This window comes from Crenalkalicoccus roseus (assembly GCF_004761865.1).
GTDB lineage: Bacteria > Pseudomonadota > Alphaproteobacteria > Acetobacterales > Acetobacteraceae > Crenalkalicoccus > Crenalkalicoccus roseus.
The window spans coordinates 42434-56772 of sequence record NZ_SJDM01000008.1 but is presented as its reverse complement, the minus strand read 5'-3'; the positions used below and the strand labels follow the sequence as shown (position 1 = coordinate 56772).

The window sequence follows — 14339 nt, the reverse complement described above, 5'->3', positions numbered from 1 at the left end:
GGCCGGGGCGCGGCCGCCGTCGGCCGCGCCGCCGCTACTCCGCCGCGTCGCGGGGCGCGCGCGCCTCCTCGACCGAGCCGATGCCGCCATGCGCCTTGGACCAGGCCACCGGGTCCTCGAGGAATTTCCGCACCTCCTTGAGCGCGCTCTCCTCGAAATAGGGGCGCTCGCGGCACACCTCGAGCACGTCCCACCAGGTGCAGAGATGGTGCAGCGCGAGCCCCATCTGCTTCATCGTCTCGAAGCTGCCGGGGAAGACGCCGTAGTAGAACACGACGAAGGTGTGGTCGCAGATCGCGCCCGCGTCGCGCAGCGCCTGGGCGAAGCGGATCTTGCTGGCGCCGTCCGTCGTCAGATCCTCGACCAGCAGCGTCCGCAGCCCCTCCGGCACGTCGCCCTCGATCTGCGCGCCGCGGCCGAAGCCCTTCGGCTTCTTGCGCACATAGGCCATGGGCGCCAGCATGCGGTCGGCGATCCAGGCGGCGAAGGGGATGCCCGCCGTCTCCCCGCCCGCCACCACGTCGATGGATTCATAGCCGACGTGGCGGCCGATCTTCTCCACGCCGAGGTCGCAGATGCGGTTGCGCGCGCGGGGGAAGTAGATGATCTTGCGGCAGTCGATGTAGACGGGGCTCTTCCAGCCGCTGGTGAAGGTGTAGGGCTCCTCGGGCCGGAAATTCACCGCCTTGATCTCCAGCAGGATGCGCGCGGTGGTCAGCGCCGCGTCGCGGTCCCAGTCCGAGGCATGATGCGCGCTCATGGCAAGCGTCCTCCAGCGGTCGGCCTCTCGTAGCCGCAGCACCCCGCGCCGTCCATGACGGAGGAAGCGGTGTGGGTGCTGGCCGACCCGCGCGCGGGCACCGCGGCGCAGGCGCTCGGCATCGCCGAGCGGCTGGGGGCGCCGTTCCGCGCCCTTGCGCTGGAATGGGGGCCGCTGGCGCGGCTGCCCTGGCCCTGGCCGACGCGGGCCGGGCTGGCGCCTGCGGCGCGCGGGGCGCTGCGCCCGCCCTGGCCGCGCCTCGTGCTCTCCGCCGGGCGGCGTTCCGCCCCGCTGGCGCTGTGGCTGGCGCGGCGGGGCGCCCGTACGGTGCACTGCATGCGCCCCGGCCTTGGCGCGGCGCGCTTCGACCTGCTGGTCCTCGGCCGCCACGACGCGCCGCCCCCGGCGCCGAACGTGCTGCCGATCCTCGGCGCCACGCACCGCCTCTCGCCGGCCGGGCTCGCGGCGGCGCGGGCGGCCTGGGCGGCGCTGTCGGCCCTGCCCGCGCCGCGGGTGGCGCTGCTGCTGGGCGGCCCGGTGCGGGCGGAGGGCATGGCGCCGGAGGTGGCGGCGTCGCTCGGCCGAAGGGTGGGGGGCTTCGCCGGCAGCGTGCTCGCCACCGCCAGCCGCCGCACCGGCCGGGCGGCGACGGAGGCGCTGGCGGCGGCGCTCGCCCCCCTGCCGCACCTTCTGTTCCGCTGGGGCGATGCGGGGCCGAACCCCTTCCTCGGCTTCCTCGCCTGGGCGGATGCGGTGGTGGTGACGGGGGATTCCGTGTCCATGCTGTCCGAGGCGCTGGTCACCGCGGCGCCGGTCTTCGTGGCCGATCCCGGTGGCCTCGGCCGGCGGCACCGGGCGCTGCATGACAGCCTCTACGCCGCCGGCCAGGCCCGGCCCCTCGCCGCCGCGCCTGCGCCCTTCGCGCGCGCGCCGCTCGACGAGACGGGGCGGGTCGCCGCGGAGATCCGGGCGCGCGGGCTGCTGCCGCCGGGCTGACGGCCGCGCGCAGCCTCTCTACCGGAACGGCGGCTCGTCGAAGCTCCGCAGCTTGCGCGAGTGCAGCGAGGCGAGCTCGCCGCGCAGCAGGTCGAGCGCGGCGAGGCCGATCATCAGGTGCTCCCTGACCGCCCGCTCGTAGAAGGCCCCGGCGGTGCCGGGCAGCTTGATCTCCCCGTGCAGCGGCCGGTCGGAGACGCAGAGCAGCGTGCCGTAGGGCACGCGCAGCCGATAGCCCTGCGCCGCCAGCGTGCCGCTCTCCATGTCCACGGCGATGGCGCGGGAGAGGTTGATGCGCCGCCGCTCCTGCGACCAGCGCAGCTCCCAGTTGCGGTCGTCATAGGTGACGACGGTGCCGGTGCGCAGCCGCTCCTTCAGCCTGTCGCCGCGCTCGCCGGTGACGCGCGCCGCCGCCTCCTGCAGGGCGAGCTGGACCTCGGCCAGCGCCGGGATCGGCACCTCGGGCGGCACCAGGTCGTCGAGGATCCGGTCGCGGCGCAGGTAGCCGTGCGCCAGCACGTAGTCGCCGATCTGCTGCGACTGGCGCAGCCCCGCGCAGTGCCCGACCATCAGCCAGCAATGCGGGCGCAGCACCGCGAGGTGGTCAGTGATGTTCTTGGCGTTGGAGGGGCCGACGCCGATGTTGACCAGCGTCGTGCCGCCCGCCCCGTCGTCGCGCAGCAGGTGGTAGGCCGGCATCTGGTAGCGGTGCCAGGGTACGGTGGCGGCCATCGCCTCCGCCTCCGTCAGGTCCTGGCCGCGCGCGATCTCGATGCCGCCGGGCAGGACCAGCCGCTGCCAGGGGCCGTCTTCCCGCCGGAGCTGGCCGATGCCCCATTGCACGAACTGGTCCACGTAGCGGTGGTAGTTGGTGAGCAGGATCCAGGGCTGCACGCAGCGCCAGTCGGTGCCGGTGTAGTGCATCAGCCGGCGCAGCGAGTAGTCCACCCGCGGCGCGTCGAACAGGGCGAGGGGGCGCGGCCGGCCGGGCTCGAAGCGCCAGAGGCTGTCGGCCACCTCGTCGCCCACGGCGGCCAGGGCGGGCGTGGGAAAGTGGCGGGCCAGGGCGGCGGCGATGCCGGCATCGCCCGAGAACTCGTCGCCCCGCGCCAGCACGTAGGGGTAGGGGACCTCCTGCCCGCTCACCCCGACCTCGATCGTGGCCCCGAAATCCTCGGCCAGCGGGCGGAGCTGCTCGAGCAGATAGGCGCGGAAGAAGCCGGGCTGGGTGATGGTGGTGGCGTATTCGCCGGGTGCCTGGAACTTGGCGAAGGCGCGGCGCGTCGCCGGCGGCTGGGGACCGTGCGGGTCGTAGGAGAGGCGAAGCTCCGGGTAGCGGAAGCGCGCGCGCTCCTCCGGCCCCGGTGGCGGCCCGCCGGAGACGAAGCGTTCCAGCGCGCCGCGCAGCGCGCCGACCATGGCGGCGTGGAGCGCCTCCAGCCGCTCGACCGCCTGTTCGGGCGTGAGGCCCTTCGCATGCACGCGCTGCCCTCCCTTCCCTCAGCGGGCGACGAGGCGCCGCGCCCCCATCGCCAGGATGCCGGCGACGGCGAGGCCGAAGCCGAAGGCGTCCGTCCTCCCCTCCGGCACCAGCATGAGCAGCCCGCCCGCCCCGATGACGAGGCGCGCCCAGGCGGGAGCCGCCCCGAGGCGATAGACATACCCCTCGAAGGCCGAGGCGAGCAGCAGCACCGCCGCCACGGCGGTGACCACGGTCTGCAGGATCAGCAGGGTGTCGCCGCACAGGATCAGCGCCGGCTGCAGCACGAACAGCACCGGCAGCAGCATCAGCAGGATGCCGATGCGCAGCGCCATCAGCCCGGTGCGCATCGGGCTCGACTTGGCGATCGAGGCGGCGGCGATGGCGGCGAGCGCCACGGGCGGCGTGATGAAGGAGACCATGCCCCAGTAGAGCACGTAGAGGTGCGAGGCCATGGCATCGAGCCCCGCCTGCACCAGGGCCGGCGCCAGCACGATGGCGAGGAAGATGTAGCAGGCCGAGGCGGTCATGCCCATGCCGAGGATGAAGCTGGTCAGCGCCCCGAAGAACAGCAGCAGCGCGATGTTGCCGGCAGCGTACTGCACCAGCTCGCGGGAGAAGGAGTTCGCCACCCCCGTCACCGAGAGCGCGCCGATGATCAGGCCGATGCCGGCGATCAGCGCGATCAGGTGCGCCACCGTCTGGCCCGCATCCACCACCAGCCCGGCGAAGCGCCGCCAGCCGAAGCCGATGGCGCGGCGGCGCAGCACCGCGACGCCGAGCAGGAACAGCGCCACCCAGAAGGGCGCCTCCGCCTCGATGCGGAAGAACAGCAGCAGCACCGTCAGGCCGACGATGGCGGCGATGTAGTACCAGCCCGCGGCCAGGGTGGGCAGCAGCGGCGGCACCTCCTCCCGCCCCACCCCGCGCAGGCCGTTGCGTGCGGCGTAGAGGTCGGTCTGCAGGAACAGCGCCAGGTAGTAGAGCAGCGAGGGCAGCGCCGCGGCGATCATCACCTCGGCGTAGGGGACGTTCAGGAAATTCGCCATGATGAAGGCGGCGGCCCCCATCACCGGCGGCATCAGCGCCCCGCCGGTGGAGGCGCAGGCCTCGACCGCCCCGGCGTAGTGCGGCGCGTAGCCGCAGCGCTTCATGGTCGGGATGGTCAGGGTGCCGGTGGTGAGCACGTTCGAGGTCGGGCTTCCCGAGAGCATGCCGAAGGTCGCCGAGGAGACGACCGAGACCTTGGCCGGCCCCCCGCGGCTCGTGCCCATCAGCGAGAGCGCGAAATCCATGAAGAAGGTGGCGCCGCCCGTGGCCGAGAGCACCACGCCGAAGACCAGGAAGCCGATCAGCGTGTCGGCCACCACCTGCATCGGGATGCCGATGATGCTCTCCGTGCCGAAGACATGCTCCTGCACCGTGGTCGGCAGGTCGAGCTGCACGCCCCAGAGGAAGCCCGGCATCCCGCCCGCGAAAAGCGGGAAGGCGGCGAAGATCAGGCAGGCGAAGAACAGGATGGTCTCGCCGGTGCGCCGCACCCCCTCGAGCACCAGCAGGATGAACAGCGCCGCCGGCGGCACCGCCCAGTCCGGCGCCATGGCCTGCCAGCCGCGGAGCTGGATGGTGAGCGCCTCGCTCGCCAGCCACAGGCCGAGGCCGAGCACCAGGGCGGCGAGCGGCCAGTCGAACCAGGGCACGCGGTGCCGCTGCGAGCGGCGGGCGGGGAAGGCGAGGTAGGCGACGGCGCCGAAGATGCCGATCACGAGGTAGTAGTAGGCGGTGCTGATCGGCCGGAAGCCGCCGATGCCGAGGTTGAAGATCTGGTTGACCGCGATGCCGAGCCCGGCGGCGGACAGCGCGAAGACCACCCAGAAGGCCGTCCCGGTCAGGCGGCCGGAGCGCGCTTCCGGATCCTCGGGCGGCTGCGTGGCGTCGCTGGCATGGGCGGTGCGGGCTTCCGACATGCGGGCAGGGATCTCGGTTCGCGGTTGCAGCGGGCGCGCCGGCGCGGCCCGGTGTCGGAAACGGGGGCGCCGGCCGCGCCCCGGCGGGGAGCGAGCCGGCGCGGGTCAGGCGGGGCGGATCAGCCGAGGGTCGCCAGCGCCGCCTCGCGGCGCTCGCCCCAGGCGCGCTCGAATTCGGACTGCTGGAGGGTGCGCGCACCGGGCAGGAACTCCTGCCAGGCGCGCCGGACCACCTCGTGCCGCCGCAGGGTGCGCTCCTGCCACTGCTGGTATTCGGGCTTCCACAGGCCCGCCTCCTGGAGGTAGCGGACCGCGGCCGGGTGGAAGGCGGCGTCCATGGGCGGCGTGCCGGCGCGCTGCATCGCCCAGCGGTCCATGATCGGGTTGACGTCCTTGTAGAGGTCGAAGGTCTCGTGCACCGCCTTCATCAGCGCGAAGACCTCCTCCTCCGGCGCCTCCGCCTTCACGGTGATCATGGGGTAGCGGTAGCCCATGACCCAGGCCGGGCTGGCCTCGGAGAGGCCGGCGCCGATCGTCTCCTGGAAGGGCTCGACGAAGGGCACGGCGCGCTGCGCCGCCTGCCAGCCCTGGGCGTTCGCCGGGTCGAGCTGGACCCAGGAGATGCCGCGCGGGCTCGCCTCCAGCTCGCGCAGCACGGCGGCGGCGGGGGCGGCGCCGGCGGCGTCCGCCCGCCCCTCGATCAGCGCGCGCAGGCTGGCGGCGTAGGAGGGGAATTGGATGAGCTGCATGTCGTTCCAGGTGAGGCCGGCGAAGGCCAGCACCGGCTCCACCTTCACGTTCACCGAGGAGTTGGCGGGCACGTAGGCGAAGCGCTTGCCCCGGAGATGCTCGGGGCGGGTGATGCCGCTCTCCCGCGTCGCCACCACGGAGAAGGCGTTCACCCGGCCGCACAGGGTGCGGAACTCCTGCGGCCCCCAGTCGGGCGCGGCGTATTCGTGGAGACCCTCGACGGCGAAGAACAGCTCGTTGGCGAGCCAGCCATGGCTCGCGCGCCCCTGGCGCAGCGGCAGCACGCGGCCGATCGAGGTGCCCGAGGGCTGCAGCCGGACGCGCGTGCCATAGGCGCGGCCGAGCGCGTCGGCGATGGCCGAGGCCTCGACATAGCCGGTGGAGCCGACGTCGTAGACCGACCAGACCATGGTGGCCGGCAGGCCGGGAAGGCTGCGCTGCTGGGCGATGGCCGGGCGGGCGAGCGGGCCCGCCGCGAGGGCGCCCGCGAGGGCGAAGGTGTGGCGCCGCGTCAGCATGCTGTTCTCTCCCTGCTGGGTCGTTCTCTCTGTGGTGCGGGGTGCCGGGCGCGTCCCGGACCCGCCGGCCGGCCCGCCTTCGCGGCGGCCGCAGGCGTAACGTGGCCGGATGCCGCGAGGCAAGCCGGCCCGCCGCCCTGCCTGCGCCTCCAGGATCCTCTTGGCAAGGTCCGCCGGGCTGCCTAGCTGCGTGCTGCGTGGACGGCCGGCTGTGTGCAGCGCGGCGGTCATTCCCCGACGCGGCCGGCACCGCCGGGCGCTCCGCGGCATTCGCGGAGGGAATGAGCCATGGCCAACGCGCCCACTGCCGACCGGGCCCTGCTGCCGCAGGCGGAGCCCGCGGTGCGCCGCATCGGCACCGCCGAGATCCGCGCCGCCCTCGCCCGGGGCTGGGAGGATTTCCGCGCCAACCCGACCCAGCTCGTGTTCCTGGCCCTGATCTACCCGCTGGTCGGCATCGTCGCCGCGACCGCCGCCGCGGGGCGGGACCTGATGCCGCTGGTCTGGCCGCTCGCCTCCGGCTTCGCCCTGGTCGGGCCGGTCGCCGCGCTCGGCGTGTACGAGCTCAGCCGGCGGCGGGAGCGGGGGCTGCCCACCTCCTGGCTCAACGCCTTCGACGTGCTGCGCTCGCCGGCCCTGCCGTCCATCCTCGCGCTCGGGCTGATGCTGGTGGCGATCTTCGCCGCCTGGATCGTGGCCGCGCAGGCGATCTACCGCGCCACCTTCGGCGGCTACGTGCCGGCCACGATCGGCGAGTTCGCGTGGCGGCTGTTCAACACGGCCGAAGGCTGGCAGCTCATCCTGATCGGCAACGGCGTCGGCTTCCTCTTCGCCGTGGCGGTGCTGATGCTGACCGTGGTCTCCTTCCCGATGCTGCTCGACCGGCCGGAACTCGGCGCCGGCGCCGCGGTGCGCACCTCGGTGCGGGCGGTGCTGGCGAATCCGGGGCCGATGGCGCTGTGGGGGCTGGTGGTCGCCCTGCTGCTGGCGCTCGGCAGCCTGCCCTTCTTCGTGGGGCTCGCCGTGGCGGTGCCGGTGCTCGGCCACGCGACCTGGCACCTGTACCGCGCGGTGGTGGCGGAGTGACGCGGCGCGGGCGCGCCGCCCGGAACCGGACGCCGGCGCGCCTCAAGTGCTTGTGATGCCGGTCCCGGCGGCGGCCGTGTGTCCTCAGGATCCCGGCGGGGAAGGGGGCGCCCCGTGGCGCGCCACCCGCATCGCCAGCGCGTCCGCCAGGCGCGGCCACAGCGCCAGGGCACGCGCCGCCCACCAGGTCAGGCGCGGGAAGGCGATCACCGCCCGGTTGGCGGCGAGCCCGCGGCGGATGATCGCCGCCGCCCGGTCGGGCTCGATGCGCAGCGGTGTCGGGAAGCCGCGGCCCTCATTCATCGGCGTGCGCACGAAGCCGGGCAGCACCAGGTTCACCGCCACGCCGCGGGCGGCGAGCGGCGCCCGCAGCCCCTCGGCCAGGGCCTTCAGCGCCGCCTTGCTGGCGCTGTAGCCGTGCGATCCCGGCAGGCCGCGCAGGGCGGCGATGGAACTCATCAGCACCACCTGGCCGCGCCCGCGCCCTGCCATGGCGGCGATGGCGGGGGCGAGGGTGTTCAGGCTGCCGAACAGGTTCACCTCGATCAGCCGCCGCGCCGCCTCGAGATCGGTCGCCGGCTCCGACACGCCTTCGGCGATGCCCGCATTGGCGATCACGAGATCGAGAGGGTACGCCGCGTCGGCCGCCCGCAGGAAGGCGGCGGTGGCGGCGGCGTCGGTGACGTCGAGCAGCGCCGTCTCCACCCTCGCTCCCAAGGCGCGGCAGGCCTCCGCCACCGCGTCCAGCCGCGCGCGGTCGCGGCCGGTGAGGAACAGCACCCGCCCCGGCGCGGCATAGGCCCGGGCCAGCGCCGCGCCGATGCCGCTGCTGGCGCCGGTGATCAGCAGGGATTGCGGATCCGCGCCGGCTGGGCGAGACCCTGACGCACCAGCAACCTTCGGGAGGAGGGCACGTTGCGGGCGGGGGTGGGGGCCGGCCGGCCCCGGCCGGTGGCCGCGCATGGCCTCTCCGTCACCGGTTGTCATTGCCGAAGATCCGCGATGCACATCGTCATCGTCTCCGATGCCTGCGATCCGCCAGCGAATGGCGTCAGCCGCACGCTTGGCATGGTGCGCCAGGGTTTGCAGCGCCTCGGCCACCGGGTGAACATGATCGAGCCTGACATGTTCCGCACCCTGCCCTGCCCGACCGACCCCGGTATCCGCCTCGCCCTGCTGCCCGGCCGCCGTCTCGCGCGCCACATGGCGGCCCTGGCGCCGGAGGTGGTGGTACTGGCAACCGAGGGGCCGCTCGGCCTCGCCGGCCGGGCCTGGTGCCTGCGCCAGGGCGTGCCCTTCGTGAGCTTCCTCACCACCAAATTCCCCGAGGCGGTGGAGCTGCGCCTGCGCATCCCCGCCGCCTGGACCTGGGGGGCGATGCGCTGGTTCCACCGCCCCTCCCGCGCCGTGCTGGCCGCCACCCCCTCGCTCTGCGACGAGTTGCACCGGCGCGGCTTCGCCAGGGTGGTGCGCTGGTCGCGCGGGGTGGACACGCAATTGTTCCGGCCCGGCGCGAAGGATTGGCTCGATCTTCCGCGGCCGGTGTTCCTCTATGTCGGTCGCATCGCCGTGGAGAAGAGCATCGAGGACTTCCTGGAGCTGGACCTGCCTGGCAGCAAGCTTGTCGTCGGCGACGGGCCGCTGCTGCCGGCGCTGCGCCGCCGCCACCCGGAGGTCCGCTTCGTCGGGCTCAAGCGGGGCGAGGAGCTGGCGCGCCACTACGCGGCCGCGGACGTCTTCGTCTTTCCCTCGCGCACCGATACATTCGGGCTGGTGGTGCTGGAGGCCCTGGCCTCGGGCCTGCCGGTCGCGGCCTATCCGGTGACCGGCCCCAAGGACATCATCGGCGACAGCGGCGTCGGCGTGCTCGACGAGGATCTCGGCCGCGCCGCGCGCGCGGCGCTGGCCATCGATCCGGCCCGCTGCCGCGAATTCGCCCTGGGCTGGCGCTGGGAGCACTGCGCCGAGCGCCTGTCGGGGTTGCTGGAGCAGGTCGCCGGCCGCAAGGCCGGGCTGCCCGGCGCCGGCGAGGCCGGAGCCTGGCCCGGGCACCCCCTGCGGACGGAGATGCCGACATCGTGACAGCCCTGGACACCGCCTCGCCCGACATCCTGCCCCTGCCACGCGGAAGCGGCGCCCCGGTCACCATCGCCGCTTCCACCCCGACCTGGTCGGCGCTGCCCCTCCGCCCCGCCGGCTTCGGCTGCCTGGCGGAGGCGTTGGATTACGCGGCGCGCGGAGCGAGCGGCCTGAATTTCTACGGCGCGGCGGGGCGTCTCGAGGCGGTGCTGACCTATGCGGAGCTGCGCCGCCGCGCGCTGGCCGGCGCCGCGCGCCTCGCTGGTTTCGGCCTTGCCCGCGGCGACCGCATCGGGCTGATCGCCGCCGCCTCGCCCGATTTCGTCGCCGCCTTCATGGCCTGCCAGTATGCCGGGCTGGTGCCGGTGCCCCTGCCGGGCCCCGGCGCCTTCAGCGACCGCGCGGCACATCTCGACCAGATCCGGCGCCAGCTTGCCCAGTGCGGGGCGCGGCGAGTGATCCTCCCCGCATCCCTGGCCCGCGCGTGGCGCGGCGGAGAGGAGGGGGAAATCCCCTGGGAGAGCTGGACGGCGCTGCTGGAGCGGCCGGCCGCGCCGCCCGGCGCGCCGCTCGGGCCCGGGGAGCTCTGCTATCTGCAGTATTCCTCCGGCAGCACGCGCTTCCCCACCGGCGTCGCGGTGACACAGCAGGCGCTGATGGCGAATTGCCACGCCATCGCCCACGCTCTCCGGCTGCGCGAGGACGACCGGATCGCGAGCTGGCTGCCGCTGCACCACGACATGGGCCTGGTCGGCATCCTGCTCGGCGGCCTTTCCTGCCAGCGCTCGGTGGACCTGATGGCGAGCGAGGATTTCGCCCGTCGCCCCGCCACTTGGCTGCGCCTCATCGCGCGCAACCGCGCCACCATCTCCTCCGCCCCCTGCTTCGGCTACGAGCTGTGCAGCCGCCGCGCCACGCGAGAGCTGGTGGCCGAGCTCGACCTCTCGCACTGGCGCGTGGCGGGCATCGGGGGGGAGATGATCCGGCCTGAGGCCATCGCCGCCTTCACCGAGACCTTCGCGCCCGCGGGCTTCCGGCCGCGCGCCATGCTGCCCTGCTACGGCCTGGCCGAGGCGACGCTCGCCGTCAGCATCGCCCCCCTGGGCGAGGGGCTGGCGCTCGACCGGGTGGAGCGCCAGGCCCTGGCCGAGGAGGGGCGCGCCCTGCCGGTCGTGGAAGGGGGACGCGCCCTGGTGCGCTGCGGCCGCCCGGTCCAGGGCTGCGAGGTGACGATCCAGGACGAGGCGGGCCGGGTGCTGGGCGAGCGGCGGGTCGGGCGGATCATGGTGCGCGGCCCGAGCGTCATGACCGGCTATTTCGGCGACGACGCGGCGACCGCCCGCGTCCTCGGCCCCGACGGGTGGCTGGACACCGGCGACCGCGGCTACTGGGCGGGGGAGGAGCTGGTGGTGATCGGCCGCGCCAAGGACAGCATCATCGTCAACGGCCGCAACATCTGGCCGCAGGACCTGGAATGGGCGGTGGAGCGCCTGCCGGGGCTGCGCGCCCAGGACTGCGCCGCCTTCGCGGTGGAGGGGGCGGAGGGCGAGCGGCCGGTGCTGCTGGTGCAGTGCCGCAGCCAGGACCCCGCCGAGCGGCAGGCGCTCGTCGCCGCGGCGCGCCAGGCGGTGCTGCGCGCCTGCGGGGTCGAGTGCGAGGTGGTACCCGTGCCGCCGCGCAGCCTGCCGCGCACCTCCTCCGGCAAGCTTAGCCGGACGCGGGCGCGCGCCAACTACCTGGCCGGTCTCTACCAGGGGCAGGCCGGGCAGCCGCGCGCCGGGGCATGACCGCGCGCGGTGCCGCCGCGAACACGCACACCAGAAGGGGACCGGAGATGAGCGATCGCGACGCCGCGTCGGAATTGCTGCCGGAGGTCTGCGCGCTGCTGCAGCGCTACAACAGGCACCAGGTCGCCCTGGACGCCGGGACGGATTTCGTGGACGACCTCGGGCTCGACAGCGTCACAGTGATGGAGCTGGTGGCCGAGGCGGAGGACCGCTTCGACGTCTCCGTGCCGCTCAACGCGCTGCCCGAGGTGCGCACGGTCGGGGATTTCGCGCGGATGGTGGCGGCGCTGCGGCGGGACACGGTCCATGGCTGACCTGTTCGCCCGCTTCGCGGCGCTCGAGGAGGGGCGGGCGCTGCTGCAGCGGCTCGGCGTCAACCCGCTCGGCGTCTGCATGGAGGAGACGCCCTCGGCCACCGAGGCGGTGATCGACGGACGGCGGACCATCCTGGTCGGCACCAACAACTACCTCGGCCTCAGCTTCGATCCCGGCTGCATCGCCGCGGCGCGCGAGGCGCTGGAACGCCAGGGGACCGGCTCCACCGGCTCGCGCGTGGCGAACGGCACCTATGCCGGCCACCGCGCCGTCGAGCGCACCCTGGCGCGGCTCTACGACCGCAGGGCGGCGCTGCTCTTCACCACCGGCTACCAGGCCAATCTCGGCGTGCTCTCGGCGCTGGCCGGGCCGAAGGACACGGTGCTGATCGACGCCGACAGCCACGCCTGCATCTACGATGGCTGCCGCCTCAGCGGCGCCACCGTCATCCGCTTCCGCCACAACGACCCGGCCGACCTCGACCGCCGGCTCGGCCGGCTCGACCGCAGCGGCGGCGGCAACGTGCTGGTGGTTGTGGAGGGCATCTACAGCATGCTCGGCGACCGCGCGCCGATCGGCGAGCTGGTGGAGGTGAAGCGCCGCCATGGCGCGGCGCTGATCGTGGACGAGGCGCACAGCTTCGGCGTGTTCGGCCCCAAGGGCCGCGGGGTGGCGGAGGAGTCGGGCGTCGGGCGCGAGGTGGACCTGATCGTCGGCACCTTCAGCAAGAGCGTCGGCACGGTGGGCGGCTTCTGCGTCTCCGACGATCCGCGGCTCGAGCTGCTGCGCATGGTCAGCCGGCCCTACATGTTCACCGCCTCGCTCCCCCCCGCCGTGGTGGCGGCGGCGCAGGCGGCGCTGGAGCGGATCGAGGCGGGCGACGACCTCCGCGCCCGCCTCTGGCGCAACATCGAGCGGCTGCACCGCGGCCTCGCCGCGCTCGGGCTGCGCTCCATCGCCCCGCCCGGGCCGGTGATTGCCCTGCGCGTGGAGGGGCTGGAGCGGCTGCTCACCTTCTGGGGCGCGCTGCTGCGGGCAGGGGTGTATGTCAACCTGGCGATGCCGCCCGCGACGCCGGCCGGCGTCCACCTCCTCCGCTGCAGCGTCAGCGCGGCGCACACCGAGGAGCAGCTCGACCAGGTCTGCACCGCCTTCGCCGAGGTGGCGCGCGGCCTCGGCGAGGATCTGGCCGGGGCGGCATAGCGGCTAGAGCAGAGCGCGGACGGCTGGAAACAGCCGGGAGCGTGACTCTGCTCTACAAACGATGGGCTGGAGCCGTTTCCGCGGTCATGGCCGAGTGAAAACGGCTCTAGGCCGGACCAAGCGCCTTTCCGTAGATGCGGTAGGTCTTGTAGACCTCCGCGCCCACGGCGAGCGCGGCGTTGTGCACCGCGCGGTTGTCCTCCAGCACCCAGGAGAGCTCCGCCTCGCGCAGGCCGCGCCGCCAGCCGGCGCGGCCCATGGCTTCGAACACCCGCACCATCAGCAGCGCGCCGAGCGGCGTGCCGTGATAGCGCCGGCGCACCCCCATCAGCGGCACCCGCGCCGTGGCGAAGCGCTGGCGCCGCAGGCGCCAGAGCAGACGCAGCCAGCCGAGGGGCAGGAGCCGGCCGTCGAGATCGGCGATCGCCTCGTTCAGGTTGGGCAGCACCACCATCATCGCCGCCGGTTCGCCGTCCACCTCGGCGATCGCCACCAGGTCATCCTGGATCAGCGGGCTGAGGCTGCGCACGAGATGTGCGAGCTCGGCCTCGGTGAAGGGGACGAAGCCCCAATTGCCGCCCCAGGCGTCGTTGAAGATGTCGAGGACGGTGCGCAGCTCCTCGTCCCGCCGGCGCCCGCGCAGGTCGCGCACCAGGAGGCGGCCGGCGCCGTCGAAGCGGCGCAGCAGGCGGTGCCCGCGCGGCGGCAGTTCCGGCGCGAAGGGCCAGCGATAGGCCAGCAGGTCCTTGGCCTTGGCGTAGCCGGCCTGCTCGATCCGCGGCCCGTACCAGGGGCGGGCATGGCCCATCATGAAGCGCGGCGGGCTGTCGAAACCCTCCACCAGAAGACCGCATTCGTGGTTGATGGAGAGGTTGAAGGGGCCGAGAACGCGCCGCAGCCCATGCCCGGCCAGGAACTCCTCGGCGGTGCCGAGCAGGGCGGCGAAGACCTCCGGATCGTCCTCCGCCTCCAGCAGGCCGAAATGGCCGGCGCCATGGCGCTCGACGACGAGCCGGTCCACCTGCGCGCTGATCCGCCCAACCGGGCGGCCATCGCGCCAAGCGAGCCAGAACCGCGCCTCGGCGTGCTCGAACCAGGGGTTGGTCCGGGGGCTCAGATGCCGGCGGCGCTCCATCAGCAGCGGCATCACGAAATGGGGATCATCCGTGTAGAGCCGCCTCGGAAGCGACAGGAAGGTTTCGAGGTCGCGCCTGCCCGTGACGGGCGTGACGCGGATGGACCGCGCTTCGGCGCGGCCGCCTGCTTCGTCCATGCGTGGTCCTTACCCTGCGCGCGGGCGGAAGTCCCGCCGTGCGGCGCCGCATCCTTTCGCCACCCTTTCGGCGCGCCGCCCGACCATCTCCGCTGGGGGGCGTTGTCATCAAGAGTAGGCGGAGA

12 protein-coding genes are annotated in these 14339 nt (G+C 73.9%); 6 read left to right on the top strand and 6 right to left on the bottom strand.

Annotated elements, in window-relative coordinates:
• Positions 1-34: 34 nt before the first annotated feature.
• On the bottom strand, positions 35-760 hold the full coding sequence (locus ET526_RS09000; protein WP_135467359.1) for an orotate phosphoribosyltransferase: 726 nt from the start codon (positions 758-760) through the stop codon (positions 35-37).
• Between the two features lie 54 nt (positions 761-814).
• Between ET526_RS09000 and ET526_RS08995 the strand changes: the two genes are divergently transcribed.
• The gene (locus tag ET526_RS08995) at positions 815-1756 is read left to right on the top strand and encodes a mitochondrial fission ELM1 family protein (protein WP_135467358.1); all 942 of its coding nucleotides are present in this window, start codon (positions 815-817) and stop codon (positions 1754-1756) included.
• 18 nt (positions 1757-1774) lie between these two features.
• On the opposite strand, the gene ET526_RS08990 is transcribed toward ET526_RS08995, so the two are convergent.
• From ET526_RS08990 to ET526_RS08980, 3 genes are all read right to left on the bottom strand, one after another.
• A complete protein-coding gene (locus ET526_RS08990) occupies positions 1775-3238 on the bottom strand; it encodes an AMP nucleosidase (protein WP_135467357.1) in 1464 nt (487 codons plus the stop codon).
• Positions 3239-3256: 18 nt separating this feature from the next.
• Complete coding sequence (locus ET526_RS08985; protein WP_135467356.1) at positions 3257-5203, bottom strand: TRAP transporter permease; 1947 nt, start codon at positions 5201-5203, stop codon at positions 3257-3259.
• 119 nt (positions 5204-5322) lie between these two features.
• Entirely contained in the window at positions 5323-6471 is a 1149-nt protein-coding gene (locus ET526_RS08980) for a TAXI family TRAP transporter solute-binding subunit (protein ID WP_135467355.1), read from the bottom strand.
• Between the two features lie 288 nt (positions 6472-6759).
• Here ET526_RS08980 and ET526_RS08975 point away from each other — a divergent pair, with 288 nt between their 5' ends.
• Entirely contained in the window at positions 6760-7557 is a 798-nt protein-coding gene (locus ET526_RS08975) for a DUF2189 domain-containing protein (RefSeq protein WP_135467354.1), read from the top strand.
• 84 nt (positions 7558-7641) lie between these two features.
• Here the strand turns inward: ET526_RS08975 and ET526_RS08970 are convergent, their stop codons facing one another.
• The gene (locus ET526_RS08970; protein WP_240048327.1) at positions 7642-8544 is read right to left on the bottom strand and encodes an SDR family NAD(P)-dependent oxidoreductase; all 903 of its coding nucleotides are present in this window, start codon (positions 8542-8544) and stop codon (positions 7642-7644) included.
• 15 nt (positions 8545-8559) lie between these two features.
• On the opposite strand from ET526_RS08970, the gene ET526_RS08965 reads away from it, so the two are divergent.
• Genes ET526_RS08965 through spt form a run of 4 tightly spaced genes read left to right on the top strand, consistent with a single transcriptional unit; the run spans position 8560 to position 12941 of the window.
• A complete protein-coding gene (locus ET526_RS08965) occupies positions 8560-9639 on the top strand; it encodes a glycosyltransferase family 4 protein (protein WP_135467353.1) in 1080 nt (359 codons plus the stop codon).
• Positions 9636-11423 carry a fatty acyl-AMP ligase gene (locus ET526_RS08960; protein ID WP_240048326.1) on the top strand — a complete coding sequence of 596 codons (1788 nt, stop codon included), beginning with the start codon at positions 9636-9638 and terminating at the stop codon, positions 11421-11423. Before ET526_RS08965 ends, ET526_RS08960 begins: the two co-directional genes overlap by 4 nt.
• Positions 11424-11470: 47 nt before the next feature.
• Positions 11471-11737, top strand: a complete 267-nt coding sequence (locus ET526_RS08955) for an acyl carrier protein (RefSeq protein WP_135467352.1) — start codon at positions 11471-11473, stop codon at positions 11735-11737.
• Positions 11730-12941 (top strand): serine palmitoyltransferase, encoded by a 1212-nt coding sequence (gene spt / locus ET526_RS08950; protein ID WP_135467351.1) that lies wholly within the window; start codon positions 11730-11732, stop codon positions 12939-12941. The genes ET526_RS08955 and spt overlap by 8 nt, the downstream gene beginning before the upstream one ends.
• A gap of 106 nt (positions 12942-13047) precedes the next feature.
• Here the strand turns inward: spt and ET526_RS08945 are convergent, their stop codons facing one another.
• Positions 13048-14214, bottom strand: coding sequence for a hypothetical protein (locus tag ET526_RS08945; RefSeq protein WP_135467350.1), 1167 nt, complete (start codon positions 14212-14214; stop codon positions 13048-13050).
• Between the last annotated feature and the right edge of the window lie 125 nt (positions 14215-14339).